A 24211-nucleotide genomic window follows, 5' to 3' on the forward strand; every position below is an offset into this window, starting at 1 on the left:
AGTTCACGAGATGAATACTAACACAGTAGTTGACATGCGCAAATTTGTGGAAGCCCGCAATGGCGAGGTATTCACCTCAACTCGGCAGGTCGCTGAAGCATTTGAAAAGCTCCACAACCACGTTATTGCCAAGGTCCGAGCGCTTGAGTGTTCTGCTCAATTTTTAACCGACAACTTTTCGTCGGTTCAGTTTGAGCATCGCAGCAACACCTATGAAGCCTTCGAAATGACCAAGGACGGTTTCATGTTCCTGGTGATGAGTTTCACCGGCAAGAAAGCAGCCGCTATCAAGGAGGGTTACATTGCTGCTTTCAACTGGATGGCGGCCCAACTGGGGCTGTCGAGCAAGAGTCTCGTTGCCAAAGCTGTTTCCGAGGCGCTGGGTGCAGAAGGCGCGAGGACGCTCAGCAACGTCATGCGCTGCCGTGTAGCCAAGCTGCATGCCGAGCATCAGCGCAGCGCCACAGCCAAACTCGCTTCAGCACTTCATGCTCGCTTCGATGTTCCGCGCATGGAGCTGATCCCCTCCGACCAAATGGACGCGGCCTGCAATTTTGTTGCGAGCTATGCCATTGAGGGCGAGTACATCGGCAAGGAAGAGGCCAAGCCGGATTTGAAAATCCACTATCCAATTGAAGCACTAGCTGCGCGCCGCGAGGGGATGCTGACGATCCGCAACAGCGAGCAAGCGTGGCTGGATGTGACGATGCATGACTTACGTGATATTCACGGGGACGCCACGCCGCTTGAAAGGCTTCTATGGGATCTGGGAGAGGCTGGATTTGATATCCAGGGTGCATGGTGGGAGCTCCGGACGTATCGCAACAAGCTACGCGAGTTCGCCTCATTCGTAACAGGCATGGCGCGAGTGGTTGAGGAGCCGCAGCGTTACGCGGTGGATACCCCTAAAGGGAGGGCGGCGGCGTGAATTCAGCAATTATCCCATTTCATTACGAGGGGCAGGCCGTCAGCTTTAACAGTGACGGCTGGATCAATGCCACTGAAGTGGCAGCGCGTTACGGGAAGAAGCCAATCAAGTGGCTAGAGCTTGCCAGTACGAAAAACTACATGGCGGCGCTTTCTCGCCACCTCGGGTTTGATGTCCGCAATTCGGACTTCAAAATGGTCGAGGCGTCACGGGTTCGCGGTCGTGCCGGTACTTGGCTGCATCCAAAGCTCGCGGTGGCATTTGCCCGTTGGCTGGATGATGACTTCGCTGTCTGGGCAGACCTGCATATCGATGCGCTTCTTCGTGGCGAGCTCAACGAGAAGCAACAATTTGACCGTGCATGCAAAGCCTTAAATGACGCGCAGAGCATTGCCAGCCTCAGCGGGAAAGAGCTTTCAAGGTTTCGCTGGAAAAAGCCGAAGCTCGTACATGACGTTGATTACTGGCGAGACCAATTGCAGCTCACGCTTGGCCTCGATGTAGCCTGACCCCCTTAACTGAATTGCCCCGCACCTTCGGGGTTTTGGTGCTTCAAGAGTTTTGGACTCAGAGTTGGTGTGTTGGTAATCTGATAAAAAATTCAGGGAGCGCCGGCAAGATGAGAACGGAGTTTTTAACGGTTGACTTTACTCGATCCGATGTTAGGGGGCTGGCGGAGCGTAATTACGAGGAAATAGGCAATGCTGTGAGAGACGGAGCAAATGGATATCAGCTTGAAATTGATCAGAAGGACGCCATAAGCAGCATGATCTCCAACTGGGATATTGAGAGTCAGAATAGATTCCTATCGATGCATGCCGAGGAGGTCAACGCATGCATTCAGAAAACCATGGACAACGTAGCTGAAATCAACAGAAACACCGCAGAAACTATTAGAAAAACTGCGGAAATCAATCAGCAAGCCCTTCAAAATGAATTTACCAGTACGCAGGTTTACAGCTTGGTAATAGGCTTAGTGTTTATATTCATAATGATGATCGTACTTTTCAAGTAACAGCCAAATATTTCAAAGCCCGCCAAGTGCGGGTTTTTTTACGCCCGGAGAAAGGCCATGACCCAGCAATCCAGCCGCCTGGATATCATCATCGATTCGCGGCAGGCACAGCGTAATGGTGAACAGCTTCGTATTACCCTGAACAACCTTGTTGTGGTTGGTGATCAGGCTGCCAACTCCATGTCTGGGGCTGGCTCGGCAGCTCGCGCAGCCGGTGCTGCCTTTGCTGCTCTTGGAGCCGGCCGAGTTGTCGGCGAAATCATCCGCCTGACCGATGCTTTCAAATCCATGCAGGGCTCCTTGGCCCTAGTAAGTTCGTCGACTTCGGTAGCGAGCGATTCTTTCCAAAAGCTGCTGACGATGGCGAACAACACCGGCAGCTCGCTGGAGTCGACTGTTTCGCTATACACCCGCTTAGCTAACGCGACTCGAGGTGCTGGCTACACCACGGAGCAGTTGCTTGGCGTAACCGATGCTATCAACAAGGCGTTCGTAATTTCCGGCGCTACCATGCAGGAAGCGTCGAACGCTGCGATTCAGCTGTCCCAGGGCTTGGCTTCTGGCACGCTTCGCGGCGAGGAACTGAACTCAGTTATGGAGCAGGGGCCGCGCATCACCCGTGCGCTGGCCGAGTACCTGGGCGTCACCAACGGCCAGATTCGCCAGATGGCTGCCGACGGCAAGATCACTGCTGAGGTTGTTACCAATGCGCTTCTCAAGTCTCTGACGTCGCTGAACTCGGAGCTTGATCGCATGCCGCGCCGGTTTGAGCAGGCATCGACCGCACTGAAAAACAACTTCCTTGCTGCTGTCGGGCAGATCGACATAAATCCGCTTATCAGTTCGGTTGATGCGTTGGCCGACTCTCTGTCGAAACCAGAAGTCATCGATGGCATTCAGTCCATCGCGACCGGCCTCGGCAATGTCGTTGCTGTCGGCGGTGATGGGCTGAAAACGGTGGTTTCCAATACCGATGCGCTAATGGTCATCACTGGCGCATATGCAGCGAAGGTAGGTGCAGGCCTTGTCAGCTCGCTTTATCTGGCGGTTAAGGCTCGGTATAGCGACGTGTCGGCAGCCAATCAGCAGATTGTCACGGCGAAACGCTCAGAGATGGCGGCTGCCTCCGAAGCTGTTGCCATTCAAAGCGTAGTTGTGGCCTCTAGTGAGGCCGGGCTGGCTAGAGCCATCTACGCCCGAAGCGAGGCAATGGCGGCTACGCAATCTGAAATTTCAAGCGTTAAGCGGCTGAGGGCGGTAGCAGCGCAGCTAGCGGCTGATCGACAGCTTGAAGTCCAGCGGATGCAGGCACAAATTAACAACACAGGGCTTGCCGCATCACATACCCGTCTCGCCGAGATACGTGCCGCCGAAGCCGCGATTACCACTCAGCTAACAGCTGCAGAGGCGCGGCTGTCGGTAGCTCGACAGGCAGAGCTTGCGACTGGCGCTGTTGTTGGTCAGCAAACTGTGGCGCTCAATGCTGCGCGGACTGAGGGCGCAGCTATTCTGACTGCCCAGGCTAGCGCGCAGAATGCGCTGAATGCGGCAGAGCAGCGGGGTGTTGTAGCTCGCACCGCAGGATCGCTTGCTTTGTCGGCGCTGGGTGGGCCAATTGGGGCGGTTACGCTTGGATTGGCCGCAGTAGCTGGCGGAATGATTTATCTAGCGTCAGGAACAGATAAGGCGACCGAGTCACTTATTGATCAGCATCTTGCGATTGACGAGACGGTCAAGAAGTTCGACAGCCTGACCGCTGCCCAGCAGCGAAATCAGGTTTCAAAGTGGGCAGAGGCACAGCAGGCGGCATTGGATGATGCTTCGGCTGCTGCCAGCAAGTACGCAAATATCGCCGAGAACGCGATCACCTCCGTCGGCTCGGCGCGAGTGTCCGACCTGGCAACCTTGTCGAGCATGATTGCGCAAGTGAAGTCTGGGCAGAAAACCCTGGACGACGTGACCGTATGGCTTCAGGCGACGCAGGGCATCTCAGGAGGATTTAAGTCTTCCCTGGAAGGGATCGCAGCCATCTACGACACCAACATTCAATCGGCAAATGGTTATGCCGAGCGACTGCAAACCGTAAACAAGCTCACGCAGGACGTGTCAGCCAACAATGGCAAAATGGCCGTATCGCAAGATGCTACCAGCAAGGCTAATGGCGCTAGCGCACAGGCGTGGGACAAGTACATTGAGCAACTGACCAAGACGCGCGACCTGGTTGGAGCAAACGCAGCGGCTGAGGCCGCATACACCGCAATCAAGATGGGTGCCAATTCGTCGCAGCAAGAGCAAGCCAAGGCCATCGCAGCGCAGACCGACCTGCTCAATAAGTATCAGGACGCGGTCAAGGAGAACAACAAAGTCGAGCAGGAGCGACTGAAGGTTCTGCTGGTGGCGAGCTACACCGCCATGCAGGCCGCTGAGGATACGGCTGCCGCGCAAAAGAAAGCCCTGAGCGATACCGCCAAAGCGGCCGAAGAAAGTTCGGCCCGGCAAGTCAACGCAATGCAGCGGATCATCGACAAGTCGATTAACCTGACTGCAGGTCGCAATCTGCTGCTGGTTGATCAGCAAAAGCAAGGGCTCAGTGGCTATGGGCTGCTGACAAATGGCGGTACCGCTCCAGCCGCACCGGCTACCCCGCGGAAAACGCCTCAGCAACTTGCCGAAGAGCAAATGGCGCAAATTTTGGCCGGCACCACGCCAAACAAGGCAACAAAAACCCCCAAGGGTCCTAGCGAAAAAGGTGAGCTGAACGCCGCATTGACCGCCTTCGATGCCCTCTACAAAAAGGCAGACCCGGCAGCACAGGCTGTTCGAGATCTGACCGAGGCACAGGAGAAACTGCAGCTTGCCCTTTCGAAAGGGAAGATCACGCAGGAGCAGTATGGTGTTGCCCTGGGCCAGGCATCAAAGGATTACGCCGCAGTTATTGAAAAAAGTGGCGAGCTGAGTCAGGCCGAACAGTATCGATTGCAGATTCAGAAGCAACTCCAAACCCAGCAGGAAGCTGCCAACCAGGCAGCTGCTGCTATTGGGCAGGGAACCGAGGAGGCACAACGAGCCTCGGAGCGATTGAAGCTTGAAAGCGATCACAACGACCGAATCCTTGATCTGCGTACCAAGCTTGCCAGGGCGTCAACTGACCAGCAGCGCAAGGATTTACAGGATCAGATCAATATCACCGAGGAGCTATTCCCGCAGCAGGTCGCAATCATGGTGAATGGCTGGGCCAAAGTGGATAAGGCTCAAGCCGACTGGTCGAACGGTGCAAGGTCGGCATTTCAGAACTATGCCGAGCAAGCTGCTGATGTGGCCGGCCAAAGCAAATCGCTATTCACCAATGCCTTCAGCAACATGGAAGACTCGATCGTAAATTTCGTGAAAACCGGGAAGCTGTCGTTCAAGGATCTGGCCGACGGCATCATCGCCGACCTGATCCGGATCCAGGTGAGGCAGGCGGCGGTGGGCATCTTCGGAACGATCTTCAGCGGGCTGACCGCCGGTGGCGCTGCTGCCGGCAATGGTCTCGCCGCTGGTTCGGCTGGCGCAACGTCCTCCACTCTCGGTGCATCGGCAGCCGGATACAGCTCGAAGTTCGGTTTCTCCGACGGCGGCTATACCGGTGACGGCGGCAAGTTCGAACCGAAAGGCGTCGTGCACGGTGGCGAGTTCGTTGTCCGCAAGGAGGCGGTGAGCCAGCCAGGTGCTCGGGAGTTCCTCGAACGCATGAACGCGAACACCAAGGGCTATGCTGACGGTGGCTACGTTGGTGGCGGGGCATCTACTTCAAGAGCAGCTACGTCTTCTGCGTCGATGAGCCTTCCACCCATTGAGCAGAACTTCTATTTCCAAGGAAACCCCGATTCAAACACCGCCGAGCAGCTGAAGCAGGCTGCAGATGATGGCGCGAATCGCGGCATGAAAGGGGCGTACGAAATGATGCTGCGTGACCTCAAACAGAACGGGCCGGCAATGCAACTGATAAGGAGAAATCGATGAAAGTTTCCGATCTGGATGTCCCCGAGCTGCTGGATGTGATCACCAAGGCTATATCACCGGTGATATTCAAGGGGATAGACCAAGACTCGTCTCCTCACCTTTGGCGTGAGCGCATGAAACTGCACGCTGAGATCGTGGGCCGAATCACGGCCGTTCTGCACTGCGGCGATGAGGTCGGCCCAGATATCGGTGAGATCATTGAAATTTGCACTCGCAATATGCGCGCCGGTTACGAGCAATCATTTTCTGAGGTGCTGGGACCGGGCGGCTCCTTAAGCAAGATCCGCAAGCCTTAACCCGTTTCTCCAAGGAGTACCGCATGGCTCTCACGTGGCCGGCTTCGCTGCGCCCGTCAGAAATGACGTGGGGCATCGTCAACAACAGCAGGGCGTTCACATCGACGCTGTCAAATGCCCAGCAGATCGTCGGCTACCCGGGCGCTTACTGGCAATGCACCTTGACCTTTGGGGTGCTGACCAGAGAGCAGGAGCGCGAGCTTTCAGCGTTTCTCGGGCGACTGGATGGGATGTTCGGCACCTTCAACCTTCCGGCCTTTACCCGCCGGCGCACCAACAGTGTCGGCGCGCTCTCAGTGGTCACCGGAAACGCGCAGGCGCGATCGATGGTCATCAGCGGCGCAACAGCGAACGCACCAGCCTTCAGCGCCGGCGACTACATCACCATCGCGGGCGAAATGTTCGAGGTTACCGATGCGGCATCGGCGAACGCGCAGGGCAGCGTGACGGTGTCGCTCAACAAGCGCATCCGCAAGACGCTCACCGCCGGCACCGCTGTCGAATACCTCAATCCGTATTCGGAAATGCGCATGACCACCGACACTTGGGCAATGTCCATCAAGCCGGTGATCGCGAACGGCAGCTACCAATTCAGGGAGGCTTTCTGATGCCATCAGCATTCCCGTTCAGCCAGAGCGTTGTGAACATCATCGCCACGGGCCGCTTCATGCCTGTCTACGCCGTGCAGCTCGACTTCGTCGACGGTATGGTCTTCGCGCACACCGGTACCGGTGATCTGGTGATCGACGGTATTACCTACCTCGGCGTGGGCAATTTCGGCCAGGTAAGCCAGTCGCAGGAAAGCGACAACTCCGGGTCGCCAATGTCGGTCGAGCTGACACTCAGCGGCCTGGATGCCTACATCCTTTCCGAAACCAACGTCCGAGGCTGCCGTGGGCGAATGGCCAAAGTCATGTTCGTCGTGTTCGACGAGGCCGGCAACTACGCGGCGGACATTCTGTTCTCTGGTCGCATGGACGCGGCGAAGTTCTCCTTTGCCGGCAATGGCGAGGACGGCAACAGCATCACTGTCCCGGTCATCGACCGCATGGCCGAGTGGAGCCGCACCGGCACCGAGCGCTGGACGGATGAGAATCACCGGGCGCGGCATGAGGGTGATAGATTTTTCTACGCGGTAGCGCAGATGTCTAATTGGCCTATATACTTCGGGAGTAAAAAGGACGCACCGTCCTTCTCCTATGGCGACTAACCATGCGCATCGAGAGCCTTGAATTTAAGTCTGGCGTGTACGCAATCAGGAACACCAGAAACGGTAAGACCTATATCGGCAGCTCAGTTAACTTGGCTAGCCGCATTAAGTCGCACGCATCTAGGATGAGGAATGGCGTAAGCAAGAACAGATATCTTCAGGCTGATTGGGATTCGCACGGTCCTGAAGCGTTCTCTGTTGAGGTGCTGGTTTATTGCCTTCCTGAGCATTGCGTCAGTTATGAGCAGCAGTGCTTCAACGCCTTTCGCCCTGAGTACAACATTTCTCCGAACGCCGGCAGCCAGACTGGATGGTCGCCAACTACCGAGCACGCCAAGGCGCATTCCAATCGAATGCTGAAATTGTGGTCCGACCCAGTTTTTCGGGAAAAAGTAAGGGCGAAGTACCGCTCTCCGGTAGTTACTGACGAATATCGAACCAAGGTTAGCGAAGGGTTGCGGCAGCATTGGCAGGATCATGGTGATGCTCGGCGATTGGCGATGAAATCCAGGCGCAAATCAAAGGTGGCCAGCAGGCGAAATGGTAGTCCAGAGCTAAGCGAGTTTCGCTCTGTGCTGAGCCGAAGCCTTTGGGAAGTCCGAGCTTATCGAGAAAAGGTTGAGAGCGCTTTCGATGCCGCGCGATCCGACCCAGAGGTTCAGAAGAAGCGCCTAGAGACGCTGGCTTCTGAGTCGCACAAAGCCAAGTTGAAGGTGAATGCAAAGGCTCTCTGGTCCGATCCTGAATACCGGGCAAAGAACTGCAAATTCACAGATGAGCAGATAACTGCGATGCGGCTCGCCAAGCGTTCAGGGGCAAAGCTCAAGGAGCTTGCTTCTGAATACGGGATAAGCGTCCCTCAGGTCAGTGCCATATGCACTGGTCGTCAATATCACTGGGTTCTCATGCCTGCTGACAAATGACTTCCCCAAATCTCACATAACCCGCCTCGGCGGGTTTTTTCATTTTTAAGGATCGCCATGCGCTACCGAGACTGGACAACCCGTCTGAACGAAACGATCAAGGCCGCCCAAGAGCGGCCTTTTTCATGGGGCGAATTTGACTGCTGCCTGTTCGCCGCCGATTGCACGGCCTCGGTGTGCGGTGTCGATCCTGCGGAGAACTACCGCGGCAAGTACACGACGGAAACCGGTGCGAAGCGGCAACTGAAGAAGCAGCACGGCAGCCTTGAGGCCGCCTGGGATGTCCACTTCGCTCGGGTGCCACTGGGCTTCATCCAGCGCGGCGACGTCGTGCTGTACGACGCGCCCGGCGGCCGAAGCATGGCCGTGTTCTGGGCAGGAGATTACTGGGCGGCGACCGATGACGGCGCGGCCCGGGTTGAGTGCGAGCCATTGGCCGCGTGGAGAATTGAATGAGCGGCGGCGTTAAGAAACTCGCTTCAGTCGTCATCGGCGCGGTGGTTGGTTTCGCTCAGGGCGGCCCGTGGGGTGCCGTGGCTGGCGCAGCGCTTGCCTTTTACGCGGCGGAGCAACAGGAAAAGCTCAACACCAAGTCGCCGCTGCGCGACAACGAGCCGTCCGCCCAGACCGTACGCTCCTCGAAGGCGCCGGTGCGCTACATCCTTGGACGCGTTTCCACCGGTGGTGTGCTGGTTTGGGCGCAGGAGCAGGCAGGCGCTCAGGGGGAAGGTGAATGGCTGCACCTGGTGTACGTGCTTTGCGAAGGGGCGATCGATGCCCTCGAAAACATCTACCTTGGCGAAGAGGAAATTGGTTCGTTCGGTCCTTTCGCCACCTACGAGCTCGTCGTCGAGCCGACGCAGGTGAATGCATTCCTCAAGGCCAACTGTCCGGACTGGAAGGACTCACAGATAGGTCGTGGTTTGTCCTTTGTCCGCATCTCTCTTTTTTACAGCGCCGAAAAATTCCCGTCCGGTATCCCTGACACTCGATTCGTCGTGCGCGGTCGCAACGATATTTACGACCCGCGTAGCAACACGGCGGGCTACAGCGCAAACACTGCGCTGCATCTGCTGTGGTACCTCCGCGCCCGGTGCGGCGTGCCTGACGATGAAATCGTTTTCGAAACTTTCGCGAGTGCCGCGAACGTGTGCGACGAGGCCGTCACCAATGCGGACGGCTCTACCAGCCAGCGCTACCGCAGCGGTTGCGTCATTGGTGCCGACGAGCAGAGAACCGGCGTACTGCAGAAGCTTGAGGCTGCTGCCGGCGGCCATCTGATACGCGTGGGCGGTCGCTGGATGTTCCAGGCCGGGGCCTACTACGGGCCGTACGACTTCGAAATCACCGAAGATATGGTGATCGGCACCGTCACGGGTAGCACCGAGCCAACCAACGACTCAGCAATCAACACCGTTCGCGGTACGTTCATCGACCCATCCCAATCGTGGACAGAGACCGATTACCCCGAGGTCAGCGTAGCCGAGTGGATCGTTGAGGACGGCGGTGAGGCGGCGGAGACGCTGACCTACTCCTATGTCACCGATCCTTACCAAGCGCAGCGTCTGGCGAATATGGAGCTGCGTCGACGCCGAGCCGGTGGCGCAATCAGCATCCCGATGAATTTCGCCGGCTACAACTGCCGGCCGGGCCGTGTCGTTCGGGTGAACCTCCCGTCACTGAACATCCTTGGCGAGTTCATCGTTTCCGATTGGTCGATGGGCGATCGTGAGGGGTGCACGGTCCAGGTCAAGCAATACGAGCCGGCAATCTTTGATGATGCGGTGGGGCAGCCGTATAACCCGATCGGGTTTATCAACCTGCCTTCCGGCGGGCTTGGCAGCCCTACCAATCTCACGTGGACACAGGACACCACCGCCGAGGTAATTCAGGGCGTTCTGTCCTGGCTGCCGCCGAGCGGCATCGTGAAGGAATACATCGTGATCGTGCGCCAGGGCACGACAGCGATTCAGTCGCACAACGTGCCGTCGACCTCGACAGAGTGTGCAATCAATGGATTGCCGTCGGGTAACTACACGATGAGCGTGGCCGCCGTAGGGCCCATGGCCCGATCGGGCGAGGTGACGATCAGCATCAGCATCAATGGCCCACTCATCCCGGAAAGCTGCGTGGTGCAGTCCTCGATCGACAACATCGTTCTGATACCGGGCAACGCGCAAAACGGGCTGAACGGCGGTACTTATGAATACTTCTTCAGCACGTCACCGACAGCCACCTCTGCTGATGCCGAGTATCTGGGGCAGGGGCTATCCTTCACTCACACTGGGCTGGGCTTCTGGACGAACTACTACTATTTCGTCCGCTCGTCGAACGCCTATGGGAAAAGCTCGTTCCTCTACGTGCCAGCTCAGACATCAAACGATGTTTCGGCCTACCTGGCTGCGCTCGCAGGGAAAATTACTCAGACAGAACTGGGGCAGGAGCTCGCTGAGGAGATCGAGAAAATCCCGGGCCTGCAGGATCAGATCGATGCGCTGGATGGGTTGGAGGGCTACAAACCTGACGAGACCTACGAGGAATACGAACTGGTCGTGCAGGGCAAGCGGATCTATCAAGCCACTGGCCCGGTACCAATCGAAACGCCACCTCCGAACCCGCTGTACTGGCTCGACGTTGGGCAGACGGTGGAGAGCGCGAACGGCCTTGCCCAGCAGGTGGCCACAAACACCGCCGAGATTACCGAGCTCGACGGCGTTGTCACAGCGCAGGCGACAGCGTTTGAGGCTCTGCGCGCTGCGTACCGGGATGACGACGGGGAGGGAGATCTTGCTGACGCGCTGGGCTCATGGAAAAGCGCTGCCAGCATTGCTCAGGAGCAGAAGGTCCGAGCTTCCGAGAACGAGGCATTGGCCCAGAGAACCACCACGCTCGACGCCAAGGTTGGGGACAACTCGGCGAATCTCACAACCCTAGAGCAAGTAGTTGCGAACAATCAGCAGGCCACTGCGCAGCAAATCACTCAGCTCAGCACCACAGTCGGAACGCAGCAAACAGCGATTGAGCAAAACACGTCGATCGTCAATGACGTGAACGGCAAGGTCTCTGCGAGCTGGTCGGTGAAGATGCAGTACAACTCAGGGACGGGTCAGTACATCGCGGCGGGCGTTGGTCTTGGCATCGAAAACGGACCAGCCGGATTGCAAAGCCAGTTTCTGGTGAGTGCTGATCGGTTCGCCATCGTCAACACAATTGCCGGTGGCGCCATTTCTGTGCCCTTTGCGGTTCAAGGGGGGCAGGTGTTCTTGGGTTCGACCTTCATCATGGACGGATCGATCACCAACGCAAAGATCGGCAACTACATCAGTTCTTCCAACTACATCGCCGGCCAGCAAGGCTGGATCCTGAACAAAGACGGCACGCTTGAAATAAACGGCATCGTTCCCGGCCAAGGGCGCTTGGTGATCAATTCACTGAACGTATCGGTCTACGACGCTAACAATGTGCTGCGTGTCCGTCTCGGATATCTGGGGTAATCAATGTCTCAATTTGGCCTTCGTGTTTTCAACGAGAGCGGCCAGCTCGCTATGGACACCAACAGCTTCACCTATCAGGTGATCTGGCAGGGCGTGATCGATTTCAGTGGAACCGTGCCCAGCTACACGCTAAATATCGCCGGCTTCAACCCAGCCAACTGCGTGTTCATGATCATCCCAACAAGAGCGCAAGACGTGCAATCGTCGGAAACGGACGGATCAGGCAACATTAAGTCCTATCCGTTCGTGACGGTATCGGTCGGCCAGGTTGTTGTTAGATTCCGAAATCCATCGGCTACAGCTTCGACAATCGGATCAAGGGTTGTCGCGAAGGGTTACGCAATCAGGTACGCCGTATGAGTTATGGATTTCAAAGCACTAATGATAATTCATTTGTCCAGATTGATTCAGAGGCGCCAAGGCTTTGCGTACTCACCAAGGGCACCTATTCAGGTGTGGCAAGCGCATCAGGAACATTTGCTCGCGCTGTGACAAGCCAAGACCCTCCAATGGTTTTCATTCGGCCTGATCAGGGCGGAGCGATTCAAGTTCCCATTTCAGTCTGGTTCACCGGAGGTCCTGGTAACTGGACTGGTTTCGCGATGAATGCCTCGAGAGTCAATGAAGTCCTTAGCGGTCAATACTTCGTGGCTGCTTGGTCTTCTATGGGCACCGCTGCGTACGGTATGAGGCTGTGGGACGGCTCTGGATCGCTCGTTTACGACAGCGGAGCGCCCGCGGTGGTTGTTACGTTTGCCGCCGGGAACTGGACGTATCTTGGAACCGAGCAGCTGAGCGTAGGCCGCCGGTACTTCTGGGGCATAAATAAAAGCCTTGGAGTAGGGGAGTACGTTTCCCTAAACCCATTCACGATGAACTGTCACAACGACGGCACTGGTGGCGGATGCGCTCTTGGGGTCGATTACGCAAATGGTCGAATCATAATGTACAGCCTCGCGTTTACAGCCTGGATTGATCAAGGCCACCGCCCGTTTTTATGCGCCAAATTGCTGGCCTGAGTCTTTCATTTCTGGAGATACACAATGCCCTGGTACAAATCCGGGACGGTTTCTGTCGTCCAAAATTCCAACGCCGTGATCGGCACCGGGACTTCGTTCCTCTCAAATGGCCGCGTTGGTGATGCTTTTCGAGCGCCGGATGGTGGCTGGTATGAGATCACAAACATCGCCAGCAATACCGCTATGTCGATTGCGCCGAACTATCAGGGCGCGACCAACGCTGCCGGGGTTTACGCGATCGCTCCGATGCAGGGCTACGTGAAGGATTCGGCGGACGCGCTGCGGGCTTTGGTAAATCAATTCGGCGGCGTGCTCGCAGTTCTTGGCTCAGATCCAACCTTGGCTGGAGTCCGTACCGCTTTGGTTCTCACGAATGCGGACGGGCTACCTGAGGGGGCGACGAACAAGTATTTTACCGACGCCCGTGTCCGTGCGGTCGCGCTTACTGGGCTCTCAATACCTGGAACTCCGGCCGCTGTGGTTGCCGCCGATAGCGTGCTCGCTGCCATTGGGAAATTGCAGTCGCAAGCGAATGCTCAGGTGGGGAAGGGGGCGCCAGGATTCATCGAAGGGCTCAACCTGATCTGGGCTACCGGAACCAGTATCGCAATTCGACCCGGTAGCGCCTATGTGCCGTCGGCCGGAAAAGTGGCGACTTACGCAGGCGGCTCGATCACCCCGATGGCTGTCGGCGTGGTCAACACGTTCATTCACCTGTATCTGACGGATGCCGGTGTAATTGAGCAGTCCACAACGGCAGCGCCTACGCGGTACTACAACCAGGCACACCAGAAAAACAACGACCCTTCGCGCAGATACATCGGTTCGATTCTGATCAACACCAACGCGGCAGGCGCCTATCAGTTCGTTCATCGCCTGGGCGACAGTTCGATCATGTACACGGTGGCCAACCCTGAGAGCACCACTTTCCGGCTGCTCAGCAGCGGCACCACGGCCGGAGCATTCAACACCCGAACTGTTGCGCCGGTCACAGCGCACACACTGGAAGGTGCTTGGCAGAATGTTGGTACCGTGTCTGTAAAGTTCACGCCTTCTGACGCGGGCACATCGATTGCTGCGGGCTGGATGGTGTTTGTTCCGCCTACTGCAATTTTCAACGGCCGATGCCCGATTGCTGCCGACGGCACCATTACATACAGCGCCACTGGTGGCGGCAGCGCCAACTGCTACGCCCTCGGCTATTACTTCGACAGGTGATCAAAATGCCCTACGCAATCACTGCGACCGGCTGGCGCTCCGTCAGTCCCGAAATGGATTTGATGGAAGGCGAGACCTACGTCGACGAAATCCCCCAATCGTTGATCGATGCAATCGCCGCGCAGGATCTTCTGCGCGAAACGTCCGCCATTCTCAACTCAAGAACCCGTCTCGCGACCGCACAAGTCACCGCGCTGCAAGGCCGGATCGACGCCATCAACGACGCCATTGATGGCGATTACGCACTTCCGGAGGAAGTAGAAGAAAAGCCAACCCGAGTTTCGGCGCTGGCTGAATGGAAGAAATACCGTGTGCTGCTGGGGCGCGTGACGGGCCAGCCGATCTGGCCAACTGATCCGGCATGGCCAGAACAGCCTGATCCGTACAACGAAGAAACGACCGTAGCGCGGGTCACATCCCCTTCGGTTTGATTGCGCCAATGAATAGCGCCCGCCTTGAGCGGGTATTTTTTTGCTTGGAGAAAAGTGATGTCTGTAACCGAGAAAGACCGAGACATCCTCGCCCGCACCTTGTGGGGCGAGGCGCGCGGAGAAGGGGCAGCCGGCCAAGTGGCCGTGGCCTGGACGATCCGCAATCGCGTGTTCGACGGCAAGGAAAAGTCGTGGTGGGGTGAGGGCTATGCGGGCGTGTGCCAGGCGAAGTACCAGTTCAGCTGCTGGAACAAGACCGACCCGAACTATCAGTTCCTGATCGGCGTGAAACAGATCCCGTCCCGCGAACTGGCGCAGTGTCGGATCGCGGCTGATCAGGTGATTGATGGAAAGGTGGCAGATCCAACCGGCGGTGCCACGCATTACTACGCCACCAGCATCAAGGCCCCGGCCTGGTCGGCGAAGGCCAAGCAGACCTTGAAACTCGGGCACCACATCTTCTTCAAGGATGTCCCGTAAGGGCGATCATTCTTCCTCGCTATCGCGCCTTTCCCTGAGCAGGCGTTGATTTTCCTGAAACAAGACGTCGGCCTGATGGGCGATGTTGGCAAATCTACTGAGCTGGCCAGCTTGCTCACTTGTTTGGCAGTGGAGCCGGGCAACGTCGGATTGGGCTTTCTTCAATTCAGCCTTGAGCAGGTCGTTTTCCTGCACCAATCCCTGCACGTTCTCGAGAGCTCGCTTCAATTGAAGGGTGAGCGCCTCGAATTCGTTCTCGTACATCCTGAGCTGGTGCCGGCAGGTTTCGAGCGAAGTCGGGGTACCGAGCCAATCGTCGGTGTCTTCTATATAGAGGGGATCCACGGGCATGCCTTGCTTGATACTGGTTGCATATACAGTAATCGAGGCGGGCAGAACGGGCGAGCGTGAAGCGACGAGCTGTAAGGTTTTGGATTGGTGTTCAGTCGGCAGGACGCCGGGAGGGTGCCAAAAAGGCTCAGTGACTTTCCGAGTGACTTTGTAAAACGCGGTTGCGCACAGTTAGGCATCGTTGCAGCGAGCGCCCGGCGCGAAGCCTCTGGTTTGGCGGGCTGTAGAGCAGTCCGCTTGCATGGGGTGCTAGGGGTCGAGTGTTCGAATCACTCCGTCCCGACCATTATTCTTGAGTAAAATCAGACACTTAAGCCGATCAGCAAGATCGGCTTTTTTGTGCCTGCGCAAAACCCGCGCAAAACTTGCGCAAAACTATCCGGTGATTTCACTGATATTCAGGTCAGGGATTGCCTCCGACCAGACGATCTCGGCGTGGTCCTTCTGGTAGTTCTTGGTCATGGTTTCGCTTGCGTGTCCGGCGATCTTCTGGCCGTCCTTTCCGGCTTTCTGGTACAGGTGCAGTGACAGCGCTCGCACTTCATGGAAGCCAGGCATTTCCTCTTCCTTCCATCCCTTGTAACAACCCGCCACTTCCCGCGCCTCCTTGAAGGCTCGCGTCAAATATCGCTCTTCGACCTGAGTCCAGTGGTCCTTCGTCTGAGCCTGCTTCTGCTTTTTACGGTCTGGCCGGCGATGGATCAGGTAAGGGGAAACGATGTCATCCCGGCACCGGCTGATAACGGCCTGGAGTTCTTCGGTCACTTTGAACCGGATCCACGCTGCGTCACTGGCCTTGGCCGTCTTCTGCTGAACCACATACAAAAACCCTTCCCGAACACCGCCGAACCGCATATTCAAGATGTCCGTCCGGCGCTGCGCAGTAATGAGCGCGAGGTCGATTGCGTTCTGAAGCCAGAACGGTGACTTCTCCCGGATGGCTTTCAGGCCTTCGACGGTGTGTCGCTTGCGTTGCTTCTTCTCGATTCGATTGATGGTGCTGGCCGCCGGGTTGTCCGGGCACAGGCCTTTGGCCGCTGCGTGGTTGAAGATGTCGATCAGCAGCGCGCGGCACTGGTTGGCAGTGCGCGGCGTGAGGGCGTCCAGCATCTCCGCGATCATGCGGATCGTGATCTGGTCGACCGCTTTGCCTTCGAACTGTTTTCGGAAGCGGCGGAAGTGCACGGCGTACAGGCCCAAGGTTCCTTTTGCCAGTTCCCTCGGTGGCAGCACGTCGCGTTCGTATGCGTCCAGGAAGCCGGCGAACGATTCGGAAGTGCTGCCCATCACTGCGCCAATCAGGTCGGCGCCGCGCATGAACTCCAGATTCAACTGCTTCGCCGCATCGATCGCTTTGATTCGGTCCGAGCCGAACTGGAACCACTTACCGTCGGTAGGCCGGCGGTAGCGATAGGTCGAGCGCCGCGAGTCGAAGTACAGGTTCTGCGGGAGGCTCTTGTTCGCCTTGTTGCGCGGCCGTGGGACCATCATGCAGCTCCTTTCAATACCATCGCGACCAGGTCATTGCCGTCTGACCTGCTGAACGCCGTCCAATCAACGTACCAGAGTTTCCCGATCTGCTCGCCGGGCACCTGTCCATTTCGGATGGCGGCACGTTTTCTTCTGTGAACTGCATTCGTGCCCTCCTGAGGGCCTCTAGCCCGCGATATTCTTGAGGTCCTTAAGGTCCTCGGGCATGAGTGCTTCGATTGCGCCATTGGCTGCTGCCCACTCCAACATCTCGAACAGGTAGGTCGCGTACTCCCGACGACTTTTGTCGGCGGCACGCTGCAGCTGTCGGTCGAGCAATGGATACAGACGGATCTTCCTGGCGATGTCTCGGCGCTGGTTGAGGGGGTCTTTGAAGCCCATACGGGGATTGCTCCTTGGTGGTTGAAATTGGTTATGCGGCGGATTTCTTTGGGTGGGCCTCGGCGAGCAGCCAGGCAGGGTCGAATGGCTTGCCTTTTTTGGCGGCCAGATCGGCAATCTTTTGGGCGTATTCGGTTTCGCCGGTGTACTCGGTGCGCGGCAAGACCCCGGCACCGCAGCGCTTCACGCAACAGGCCGTTCTCGTTTGGGCGGTACCGCAGCAGGTGAAGGGCATTCAGCGAGCGGTAACCCAGATCAAGGCGCCGAAGCACCGGGAGAACAAGGAGAAGGGGCAGTGGGATTGGCGCAACGCGGCGGCAGACGCTGACGTCGCCCGGGCAAACAAGCATGCGCGCGCAGTAGCAGAGGACAAGCCCGGTGAAATGATCGTACTGGCCGATTCGAACTACGACATGACGAACTGGGATTCCCAGGGACTTACAGAGCGCACTTACCAGCGCTGGAACAAGGCCATCAAGGACGGGCTGGAGTCGCTTGTGAACGAGGCTCTGGTCGAGGCGCAACACATGCTTGAAGCAGTCGGGGTGCTGGAAAGCGAGGCGGCATAAAAAAGGGCCTCAAAAGGGCTTGCAATGTCATGTCGCCATGTCGCATTATTCACCTATTCTGTCATTTCTGCGTGTGTAGGAGTGATTAGAGGAAGCCCCGCCATTGCGCTGGGCTTTTTTATGCGTATATGGAAAGAGAAAGAGCCGGCATTATCGGGCTTTTAGTTTCTGATTGGGCCGCCGATACATTCACCACTCATTTCAAATGGATGTAATCGGATGGTCATGTACTTGCTCCTGTCGGGGCTCTGCTTAATGGTTGCTATGCAACTGGTCATATTCTGCGTTGCCATAAAAAATTCGTTACCCCAAGCCATGCTCTGCTTAGTCATACCTTTTTATGTGTACGTCTATGCGAAGAAAGACTCACAAGCGAAGGTGTTCCTCTGGGGTTGGTATTTGGGAATTGTTTTGCTCACTGCGGGGGTCGTGGCCTCAGCTTAAAGATATCTCCACATATTCATGAGCCTCGGCATTTGCCGGGGCTTTTTCGTTTTCGGCTCCCCACACCCATAGCTCCGAGCTCGGAGTGCAGCGGACGCCGGATTTATCAATCTCCCCATGGGGGAGGCAACTCGGATGCCTACCATGCCTGATAAGCCAGACACCTGGGCCAAGATCTGGCTGGCGTTGAGCAATCCGCTCTGGCAGGGCGCAATCATGGCCATCACCGTATCGTTGCTTCGCGTGATGTACGACGCGAAGGAAACCAGTAAGCGTCGGATCCTTTTCGAATCGCTGATCTGTGGATCGCTGAGCCTTGTTGCGTCCAGCGTGATCGAGTGGATGACCTGGCCGCCCAGTCTGTCGGTTGCTGCTGGAGGGACTATTGGGTTCCTCGGTGTGACAGCCATTCGCGAGCTGGTGACCCGCTTCCTCGGTCGCAAGGCGGATGCCGCATGAAGGCCTTCGCTGCTGCAATCATCATCGCCCTGGTCGGCCTGCTTATCATTGGGATTCAGCAGTCGCGCGTCATCGCCCTTCGCGGTGAGGTGGCATTCGAAGCCAGCGAGAAGAAGAAGGCGGTCGACGCCAACCTCGAAAGCCAGGCCACGATCACCACCCTTCGCGCCGAAGCCCAGCGCAACGCCGATTACCAGAAAGACCTGAACAAGCGGTTACAGGCCAGTCAGGCCAAAGCCAGAAAGGCGGAGAAGAACTTTGAAGAACTCAAGCGCAACAGCAAACCTGTTCGTGATTGGGCTGCTCAGCCTCTGCCTGACGGCCTGCGCGGGAAAGCCGGCGGTGGTAACAAAGACAACGGCAGTAAGAGTCGAGCCCCCTGAGCTGGTTCCTTGTGAGCGGGTAGCTGATGAAGACCTCGACGACAACGGCCAGCTGTGGGAACTGAAGAACCAAGCCATCAACCTGCTCGACACCTGTGCAGATCAGGTGGACGCGCAGATCAAGCGCAGTCAGAGCAAGTAGGTCGCGACACGTTTCGCGAATCCGCAAATTGTGTCGCGTCAAGTGAAAGACGTTAGCCGGTGTGCCACCTGCGTCAGGCTCTTTGTCTTTTCAACGTAACGGCGAGCATGGCTGTCGAGACTATTCCAGGCATTAGGAATATGCAGGTGAGTTCGGGAAGACCGCGCAGGTAGTAGGCGAGAAACATGCCCCAGATCATGGCTACCACAGCAGCCAATGCAAGTGATCGGGGGTTGCGCACGTTTGGTGAGGCCGCCATCGCAAGAGCGTAAATTTTCCAGGCGGACCATATCCCAAGCAACGAGATGGTAAATGCGCCTATACCTCCGAGTAGTACTAGAGGGGGCTCTGGGATGACGAAAAAGAGTGGAATGAACAAAGCCACGATGCCAGCTGCGAAGAGGAGGGTGATTGGCAGAAGCCCGACAAGTGCTCCGATTGTCAGCGCGACTCGCAATTTTGTCAGGTTTTCCATTTCCTACCTTTAGTTCTGCACCGATGTTTGCGCGGACTTAATACCGGCATCCAGCCATCATTACAAGCCTCCGAGTAGCGCTATGACAACCAAGCAACCCGACTGGGAGGCGATCGAACGAGCCAGTCAGTCGAGTCGCGATCAAAAGTTTACGAAGTCAGGTGGCTGAAGATGCACGGACCAACCGGTTGACCGTACGCTGCGCACCCTGCATGGATCTCGGTTAGCCCCTGGGCAAAGCTTCCCACGCACAACCCCAAAAGCGCGGCAACGACAACATAAGCCCATACGCGATCCGTTGGCATTGGCTGCTTCTTCATCCACGAATCGGCACATCGGGCGCCGTAGAATAGAAAGTACAGGGCAATCATTGCAGCGATGCCAATTGCTGAGTAAAGGCCCAGTGAAAAGATACTGAGCGGTTTAAGGAACTCCATTGCACATCTCCTTTAAAAGTGAGATTCGATTGAAGCACTCCTATAAATGCGCTGCCACTCAACAGCGTGTAATTTCCATCAGTTGTATGGCTTGACCACAACAGGACGTACTCGACATGTATCGGCCAATGCCTCCAGCATCAGTGCTTGAGTTGTCGGACCTCTCCGCGCTCGGTATTCGACTGTTCCCTGCTCCTGAGGTGTGGGTATGGCTCACTGGTGAGCGCTTTTTGGCGCTTTACAGGGGATTGGAGTCAGTTTTGGATATCTGTAGGCGCGCAAGCATGGTTTACACAAGCCGTCTTTGCTTACCTTAGGGGTGGCTGGGTAGCTATCGGGCCCGGTGGTTTATCGAAGGATGCGAACCCTATCGACAGAGCACTATTGGCTGCAGTGGCGCTGGGGCTTTACTTATTGATGTTTTGCTATGAGAGCCAAAAGCCCGACTCTATTTATGAAAGACGCGCCTCGGACTGGACCATGCCTACTCGGGAGGATATGCGGCGTTCGGCAGAGTGATGGCTGGCCGGCGATGGATCAGGTAAGGCGACACGATGTCGTCCCGGCACCGGCTGATAAAGGTTTTCCACAGAGCATAGCCACCTTCGCCAGTGGCTGAGTTGGCTTCCTGGGAGTAGAGAAGATCCGGAACATCGCCGACCGAGTGATTGACATCAGGTTACCGGGCCGGAAGGTCGACTAAGTCCGATCGCACTTTACGAACGCTGCCGAATTTACCAACCGCCAGGAAACCATTGGCGTGCAAGTCTGACCGTCACACGAAGCGCCACCTGCCCTTGATTGCACTCTGCCTCCTGTTCTTCAGCCGTTGCAGGTTTACGCCACCGCGGGTTTGCTGCCAGACCTTTCGTGTAGGTCTTCTCAAATTCAGAGCTGGCTTCTGCGGTCAATCGCATCGCCTTCGCATAGTCGGTTTCAAGGTCGTCAGGAAGCGAGCCACAAGCCAATTTCGCCTGTTGATACCTCATGGCATACATGAAGCCATCTGTAGGGGCTTCGTCGTAGGCGTAGTAAGAGGGGGCTGCGGTAGCGAGAGAAGGGGACATAACCAGCGCGGCCAACAAAAGGCTTCCATGCATGAGCGTTGCTTTCTCGAAAATTCTAGGAGAACCGATGATACCCGACTCGCGTAATGCACTTTCCCAAAAAAGCCAACTCGCCGAGTGGAGTGAATCGTGACCAACGTAAGGCGAGGTGACGGTATTCGGGCTGGGGCCAACGTGCGACGACCGGCAGTGCCTGGGTGCGATGCGCCCTGGCGAGCACTCGATGGAGGGGAGGGGTAGATGTGCCGCAGAGTGCGGCACAGAACGTTCTATTTTTTGAATTCAACATTGGCTGTGACTAGGAGCTGGCCGTTGACGGTGACTTTGCACGCTCGCCCGGTTTCAGTCTTAGTGCCAGGAGCAAGAACCGGATCACACTGCAGAAACACCTTCTTCCCTTGATAATCTCGTGTCACGCCTGCCGTTGTTGTACTTGCCGGTTCCTTCATGAATTTTCGATTCCATGGACCAAAGTAGATCTCTGGTTCGCCGCCGCCGAAGAAGCCAGATTCAGGAGTGGCGCAAATAGTGCCTTGCATCCGCTCCCCATCGATGATGTTTGCGTCTTCGTAGCAAGAGATCATTCCTTTGGCAGTAACGATCGTCGACGGCCCTCTGTTTGTCCATGTTGGAGTGGTCACACAGCCAGAAAGGGAGATAGCGGCGAGAGCAGCGGCGACGAGGGAAATTTGTTCAAAGCGCATTCGTTGGGCGTCCTTACTTTTCGAGGCGCACACAAATACCGGCTATGGGCCACTATTTCAAGTTTAAGAGGTGAATAATGGACAGGCCATGCCCCCCGCCTTCACTGGTTCATCTGGCCGATTTCGGGATACGGAATTTTTCCCCTTCGAATATCAATACAGCTGCAACCTGTGAGCTGCCTGACTCGTCCGCCTCCAGATGAGTTCTGGCAGGGTGGAATCATTGCCCATCGCGTACCTGCATTAACGCAAACCCCAAGAGATTCAAGCCCTGCCACAGGTTTGGATTATTAGCGTCCGCGTGATCCTGGGCGAGTCCAATGCCCCAAATGTTATCAACCGGGCTCGCTTCAACGATGATGCAAGAACCGGTGTCCTTGAGGAAATTGTTCAACTCCGGGTTTTGCGAAAACTTGGCTTTGTTCGCGCGCACAACAATCTCATATCGATGTTGCAGCCAATCCTGCTCGTTAAATCCGGAGATCTTGCGGCCCAGTGCTTTGGCTGCATTGGGGGTGGGGGCCTGAAGTATTTGGGCGCGAGTTTCCTGATCACCAAACAAAACTGCCTTCTCGACCATCATGTAGTGTTCGGCAGTTGGGTAGCGTTGCCCATCAACAATGAATTCGGCGATATACCATTGGCTGAAGCATGAAGCGGTAACGCCGTTCTTGCCGGGTTGGTGCCCCCAGAAAAAAGTAAACTGCATTTTCTCTGCGCAGTTGAATCGGGAGCGCAGGTCTTCGAGATATTTAGAGTCGTGCAATGGGTCTTCCTTGGTGAAGGGGCGTCGAGATGAGCATTTAAGTTGTATGCGTAGCCCTGCAGGGCGCATCAATAGGCCCCTCTGATGACATCAGAGGCGGATTTAATAACAGCAGACAGCTGCTCTTCAAGCTTAGGTGAAGCTTGATGCAAGGATCGTCGAGCCTTGGGTGGGCAATCGCGAACAGCCCATTCAACAGACGCTACTGTTTCGGCTCTTTCTTCATGTCCTCTGAATCACTTGAAGTCGCAGCATCCTTTTCCGTTTCATACGCCTGCGCGCCGGCATTACCTCCTGAAGACTCCTCGCCCTTTTTGTTCGCCTTATCATCATGTGCGCTCGAACTTTTCGAGTGATTGACGCCCGGCAGGGCATTCGGTGGGGCGGCAGATTCAGCAGTGTTTTTCTCTGTTGCCGAGGCGCTCATCGGACCAATCATGAGCAGGCTGGCAAGCGATAGCAGCGCAATTTTCTTGTTCATCATCTAAGCCTTCACGCGAGGGGATGTACTGGTTTGGAGGTGCGAGAGAGGCAAAGGTGCAGGGTGCTGGACGAGTGGTAGGGCAAATTGCTGGCCCCCGAGTACAATTTTCGTCGTCAAACTCTCCTTTTTTCATAAGGTTAGGTTGGCTATATGCGGACGATTGTCATGACCGTTGCAACGCTTTCCCTGGCTGTCTTTGCTTCAGGACTCCAAGCGAAAGAGTTAAGCAAAGGCCATCGTTTTGCCTGTAACTGGGGGGCGGATATCGCTGCAGGTGCGCAGCAATCCAAGCTGTCAGGCATCTCTTTGTATGGTGCGCGCAAGCAGTTGCAGGTGCGCAAATTCCAGCAGCCGTGGATGCGCATGACCGCGATGGGGATTACCGAACAAACCTATAACAGCACCTCTAAACTCAAGCCGGCGGCGGTCAAGCAGACCTACTACGAGCAATGTGTGCGCCACGAACTGGCTCAGCGTTAGGGACAAATCAGCACTGCCAACGACTGTGGGATCCCGATCTACTATCCTGTGAATCACGCCATTGTCTGAGAGTACGGATATGTTTAGATCAACTCGATGCATTGCAGGTGTGATGTCGCTGGTTCTGGTCGCGGGCCCGATGGCCGCGCTCGCGGATCCCGGCAACGGTAAGGGGCAGGGCAATAGCAAAGGCAACCCGCACAGTGCACAAGGGGCAGGAAACAAAGGCAAAAACGCTGACCATGGGGATCGCAGCCATGGCCCGGCCATCGACCGCAGCCAGGTCATCGGCTTGGTCGGTGGATACCGTGATTATTGGCAACCCGGCCCTGCATTGCCCCCGGGAGTCCAGAAAAATCTCGCGCGTGGCAAACCGCTGCCTCCGGGTATTGCGAAAAAACTCGACAATCGTCTGCTCGGCCACCTTCCGCACTACGACGGTTACCAATGGCAGCAAGCCGGTACGGATCTGATACTGGTTGCCCTCGCCACTGGCCTCATCTATGAAGTCCTCAACGGCGCGTTCGAGTAAGCGCTTGCAGCATCGAGCCCGACTTTT

The 24211-nt window shown here is 56.4% G+C and carries 31 protein-coding genes, 1 tRNA gene and 2 pseudogenes; 24 read left to right on the top strand and 10 right to left on the bottom strand.

The window, feature by feature from the left end:
• The first annotated feature begins 10 nt into the window (after positions 1–10).
• From JJD74_RS14300 to JJD74_RS14370, 15 genes are all read left to right on the top strand, one after another.
• Complete coding sequence (locus tag JJD74_RS14300) at positions 11–928, top strand: Rha family transcriptional regulator (RefSeq protein ID WP_200614857.1); 918 nt, start codon at positions 11–13, stop codon at positions 926–928.
• Positions 925–1437 carry a KilA-N domain-containing protein gene (locus JJD74_RS14305; protein ID WP_108183175.1) on the top strand — a complete coding sequence of 171 codons (513 nt, stop codon included), beginning with the start codon at positions 925–927 and terminating at the stop codon, positions 1435–1437. Before JJD74_RS14300 ends, JJD74_RS14305 begins: the two co-directional genes overlap by 4 nt.
• 110 nt (positions 1438–1547) lie before the next feature.
• Positions 1548–1943 carry a hypothetical protein gene (locus tag JJD74_RS14310; protein WP_200614859.1) on the top strand — a complete coding sequence of 132 codons (396 nt, stop codon included), beginning with the start codon at positions 1548–1550 and terminating at the stop codon, positions 1941–1943.
• 57 nt (positions 1944–2000) lie between these two features.
• Positions 2001–5948: a phage tail tape measure protein gene (locus JJD74_RS14315; RefSeq protein ID WP_200614869.1), complete on the top strand. Its 3948-nt coding sequence runs from the start codon at positions 2001–2003 to the stop codon at positions 5946–5948.
• Entirely contained in the window at positions 5945–6244 is a 300-nt protein-coding gene (locus tag JJD74_RS14320) for a hypothetical protein (protein WP_200614871.1), read from the top strand. The genes JJD74_RS14315 and JJD74_RS14320 overlap by 4 nt, the downstream gene beginning before the upstream one ends.
• 23 nt (positions 6245–6267) lie before the next feature.
• A complete protein-coding gene (locus JJD74_RS14325; protein ID WP_200614874.1) occupies positions 6268–6852 on the top strand; it encodes a hypothetical protein in 585 nt (194 codons plus the stop codon).
• Positions 6852–7454 (top strand): hypothetical protein, encoded by a 603-nt coding sequence (locus tag JJD74_RS14330; protein WP_200614876.1) that lies wholly within the window; start codon positions 6852–6854, stop codon positions 7452–7454. Before JJD74_RS14325 ends, JJD74_RS14330 begins: the two co-directional genes overlap by 1 nt.
• 2 nt (positions 7455–7456) lie before the next feature.
• The gene (locus tag JJD74_RS14335) at positions 7457–8377 is read left to right on the top strand and encodes a GIY-YIG nuclease family protein (protein ID WP_200614887.1); all 921 of its coding nucleotides are present in this window, start codon (positions 7457–7459) and stop codon (positions 8375–8377) included.
• 57 nt (positions 8378–8434) lie between these two features.
• Entirely contained in the window at positions 8435–8833 is a 399-nt protein-coding gene (locus JJD74_RS14340) for a DUF6950 family protein (RefSeq protein ID WP_042559958.1), read from the top strand.
• Positions 8830–11871: a phage tail tip fiber protein gene (locus JJD74_RS14345; RefSeq protein ID WP_200614889.1), complete on the top strand. Its 3042-nt coding sequence runs from the start codon at positions 8830–8832 to the stop codon at positions 11869–11871. The genes JJD74_RS14340 and JJD74_RS14345 overlap by 4 nt, the downstream gene beginning before the upstream one ends.
• 3 nt (positions 11872–11874) lie before the next feature.
• Complete coding sequence (locus JJD74_RS14350; protein WP_200614891.1) at positions 11875–12231, top strand: hypothetical protein; 357 nt, start codon at positions 11875–11877, stop codon at positions 12229–12231.
• Positions 12228–12890, top strand: a complete 663-nt coding sequence (locus JJD74_RS14355; RefSeq protein WP_200614894.1) for a hypothetical protein — start codon at positions 12228–12230, stop codon at positions 12888–12890. Before JJD74_RS14350 ends, JJD74_RS14355 begins: the two co-directional genes overlap by 4 nt.
• A gap of 24 nt (positions 12891–12914) precedes the next feature.
• Positions 12915–14108, top strand: coding sequence for a hypothetical protein (locus JJD74_RS30805; RefSeq protein ID WP_234451742.1), 1194 nt, complete (start codon positions 12915–12917; stop codon positions 14106–14108).
• A gap of 5 nt (positions 14109–14113) precedes the next feature.
• A complete protein-coding gene (locus JJD74_RS14365) occupies positions 14114–14539 on the top strand; it encodes a hypothetical protein (RefSeq protein WP_200614896.1) in 426 nt (141 codons plus the stop codon).
• Positions 14540–14596: 57 nt separating this feature from the next.
• A complete protein-coding gene (locus JJD74_RS14370; RefSeq protein WP_200614899.1) occupies positions 14597–15019 on the top strand; it encodes a cell wall hydrolase in 423 nt (140 codons plus the stop codon).
• Positions 15020–15025: 6 nt separating this feature from the next.
• Here the strand turns inward: JJD74_RS14370 and JJD74_RS14375 are convergent, their stop codons facing one another.
• The gene (locus tag JJD74_RS14375) at positions 15026–15370 is read right to left on the bottom strand and encodes a hypothetical protein (RefSeq protein ID WP_234451743.1); all 345 of its coding nucleotides are present in this window, start codon (positions 15368–15370) and stop codon (positions 15026–15028) included.
• Positions 15371–15587: 217 nt separating this feature from the next.
• On the opposite strand from JJD74_RS14375, the gene JJD74_RS14380 reads away from it, so the two are divergent.
• A tRNA-Pro gene (locus JJD74_RS14380) sits at positions 15588–15656 on the top strand.
• An 89-nt stretch (positions 15657–15745) separates the two neighbouring features.
• Here JJD74_RS14380 and JJD74_RS14385 read toward each other — a convergent pair.
• The 3 genes from JJD74_RS14385 to JJD74_RS14390 are packed head-to-tail and all read right to left on the bottom strand — an operon-like array spanning position 15746 to position 17242.
• The gene (locus JJD74_RS14385; protein ID WP_200614972.1) at positions 15746–16858 is read right to left on the bottom strand and encodes a tyrosine-type recombinase/integrase; all 1113 of its coding nucleotides are present in this window, start codon (positions 16856–16858) and stop codon (positions 15746–15748) included.
• Positions 16858–17088, bottom strand: a complete 231-nt coding sequence (locus JJD74_RS31460) for a hypothetical protein (protein ID WP_442793284.1) — start codon at positions 17086–17088, stop codon at positions 16858–16860. Before JJD74_RS31460 ends, JJD74_RS14385 begins: the two co-directional genes overlap by 1 nt.
• Positions 17027–17242, bottom strand: coding sequence for a hypothetical protein (locus JJD74_RS14390; protein ID WP_200614902.1), 216 nt, complete (start codon positions 17240–17242; stop codon positions 17027–17029). Before JJD74_RS14390 ends, JJD74_RS31460 begins: the two co-directional genes overlap by 62 nt.
• A 17-nt stretch (positions 17243–17259) precedes the next feature.
• Between JJD74_RS14390 and JJD74_RS14395 the strand changes: the two genes are divergently transcribed.
• The 4 genes from JJD74_RS14395 (at position 17260) to JJD74_RS30810 (ending at position 19239) form a co-directional block, all read left to right on the top strand.
• Positions 17260–17811 (top strand): hypothetical protein, encoded by a 552-nt coding sequence (locus tag JJD74_RS14395; RefSeq protein ID WP_325166993.1) that lies wholly within the window; start codon positions 17260–17262, stop codon positions 17809–17811.
• A 579-nt stretch (positions 17812–18390) separates the two neighbouring features.
• Complete coding sequence (locus JJD74_RS14400; RefSeq protein WP_122597479.1) at positions 18391–18714, top strand: phage holin, lambda family; 324 nt, start codon at positions 18391–18393, stop codon at positions 18712–18714.
• Entirely contained in the window at positions 18711–19097 is a 387-nt protein-coding gene (locus JJD74_RS14405) for a hypothetical protein (RefSeq protein ID WP_200614903.1), read from the top strand. The genes JJD74_RS14400 and JJD74_RS14405 overlap by 4 nt, the downstream gene beginning before the upstream one ends.
• A complete protein-coding gene (locus JJD74_RS30810; protein WP_325166991.1) occupies positions 19057–19239 on the top strand; it encodes a hypothetical protein in 183 nt (60 codons plus the stop codon). Before JJD74_RS14405 ends, JJD74_RS30810 begins: the two co-directional genes overlap by 41 nt.
• 73 nt (positions 19240–19312) lie before the next feature.
• Here JJD74_RS30810 and JJD74_RS14410 read toward each other — a convergent pair whose 3' ends face one another.
• Both JJD74_RS14410 and JJD74_RS14415 read right to left on the bottom strand, forming a co-directional pair.
• On the bottom strand, positions 19313–19714 hold the full coding sequence (locus JJD74_RS14410; protein WP_200614904.1) for a hypothetical protein: 402 nt from the start codon (positions 19712–19714) through the stop codon (positions 19313–19315).
• A 149-nt stretch (positions 19715–19863) separates the two neighbouring features.
• The gene (locus JJD74_RS14415) at positions 19864–20151 is read right to left on the bottom strand and encodes a hypothetical protein (RefSeq protein WP_200614905.1); all 288 of its coding nucleotides are present in this window, start codon (positions 20149–20151) and stop codon (positions 19864–19866) included.
• Between the two features lie 116 nt (positions 20152–20267).
• Between JJD74_RS14415 and JJD74_RS31465 the strand changes: the two are divergent.
• Both JJD74_RS31465 and JJD74_RS30815 read left to right on the top strand, forming a co-directional pair.
• Positions 20268–20375: pseudogene (locus JJD74_RS31465) on the top strand (putative metallopeptidase); the annotation flags it as partial.
• Between the two features lie 356 nt (positions 20376–20731).
• Positions 20732–20854 (top strand): annotated as a pseudogene (locus tag JJD74_RS30815) (phage holin family protein); the annotation flags it as partial.
• A 31-nt stretch (positions 20855–20885) separates the two neighbouring features.
• On the opposite strand, the gene JJD74_RS14420 reads toward JJD74_RS30815, so the two are convergent.
• The 4 genes from JJD74_RS14420 to JJD74_RS14435 form a co-directional block, all read right to left on the bottom strand.
• Complete coding sequence (locus tag JJD74_RS14420) at positions 20886–21233, bottom strand: hypothetical protein (RefSeq protein ID WP_200614907.1); 348 nt, start codon at positions 21231–21233, stop codon at positions 20886–20888.
• A gap of 254 nt (positions 21234–21487) precedes the next feature.
• Positions 21488–21922: a hypothetical protein gene (locus tag JJD74_RS14425; RefSeq protein ID WP_200614909.1), complete on the bottom strand. Its 435-nt coding sequence runs from the start codon at positions 21920–21922 to the stop codon at positions 21488–21490.
• A 220-nt stretch (positions 21923–22142) separates the two neighbouring features.
• Entirely contained in the window at positions 22143–22688 is a 546-nt protein-coding gene (locus JJD74_RS14430) for an NADAR family protein (RefSeq protein ID WP_234451745.1), read from the bottom strand.
• A 202-nt stretch (positions 22689–22890) separates the two neighbouring features.
• Positions 22891–23169, bottom strand: coding sequence for a hypothetical protein (locus JJD74_RS14435; protein WP_200614913.1), 279 nt, complete (start codon positions 23167–23169; stop codon positions 22891–22893).
• 153 nt (positions 23170–23322) lie between these two features.
• Here JJD74_RS14435 and JJD74_RS14440 point away from each other — a divergent pair, with 153 nt between their 5' ends.
• Together JJD74_RS14440 and JJD74_RS14445 are read left to right on the top strand one after the other, a co-directional pair.
• Positions 23323–23652, top strand: a complete 330-nt coding sequence (locus JJD74_RS14440; RefSeq protein ID WP_042558710.1) for a hypothetical protein — start codon at positions 23323–23325, stop codon at positions 23650–23652.
• 79 nt (positions 23653–23731) lie between these two features.
• Positions 23732–24184 (top strand): anti-virulence regulator CigR family protein, encoded by a 453-nt coding sequence (locus tag JJD74_RS14445; protein WP_042558711.1) that lies wholly within the window; start codon positions 23732–23734, stop codon positions 24182–24184.
• Positions 24185–24211: the final 27 nt, after the last annotated feature.

Origin of the sequence: Pseudomonas sp. MF6776 (assembly GCF_016613125.1) — a bacterium.
GTDB lineage: Bacteria > Pseudomonadota > Gammaproteobacteria > Pseudomonadales > Pseudomonadaceae > Aquipseudomonas > Aquipseudomonas iridis.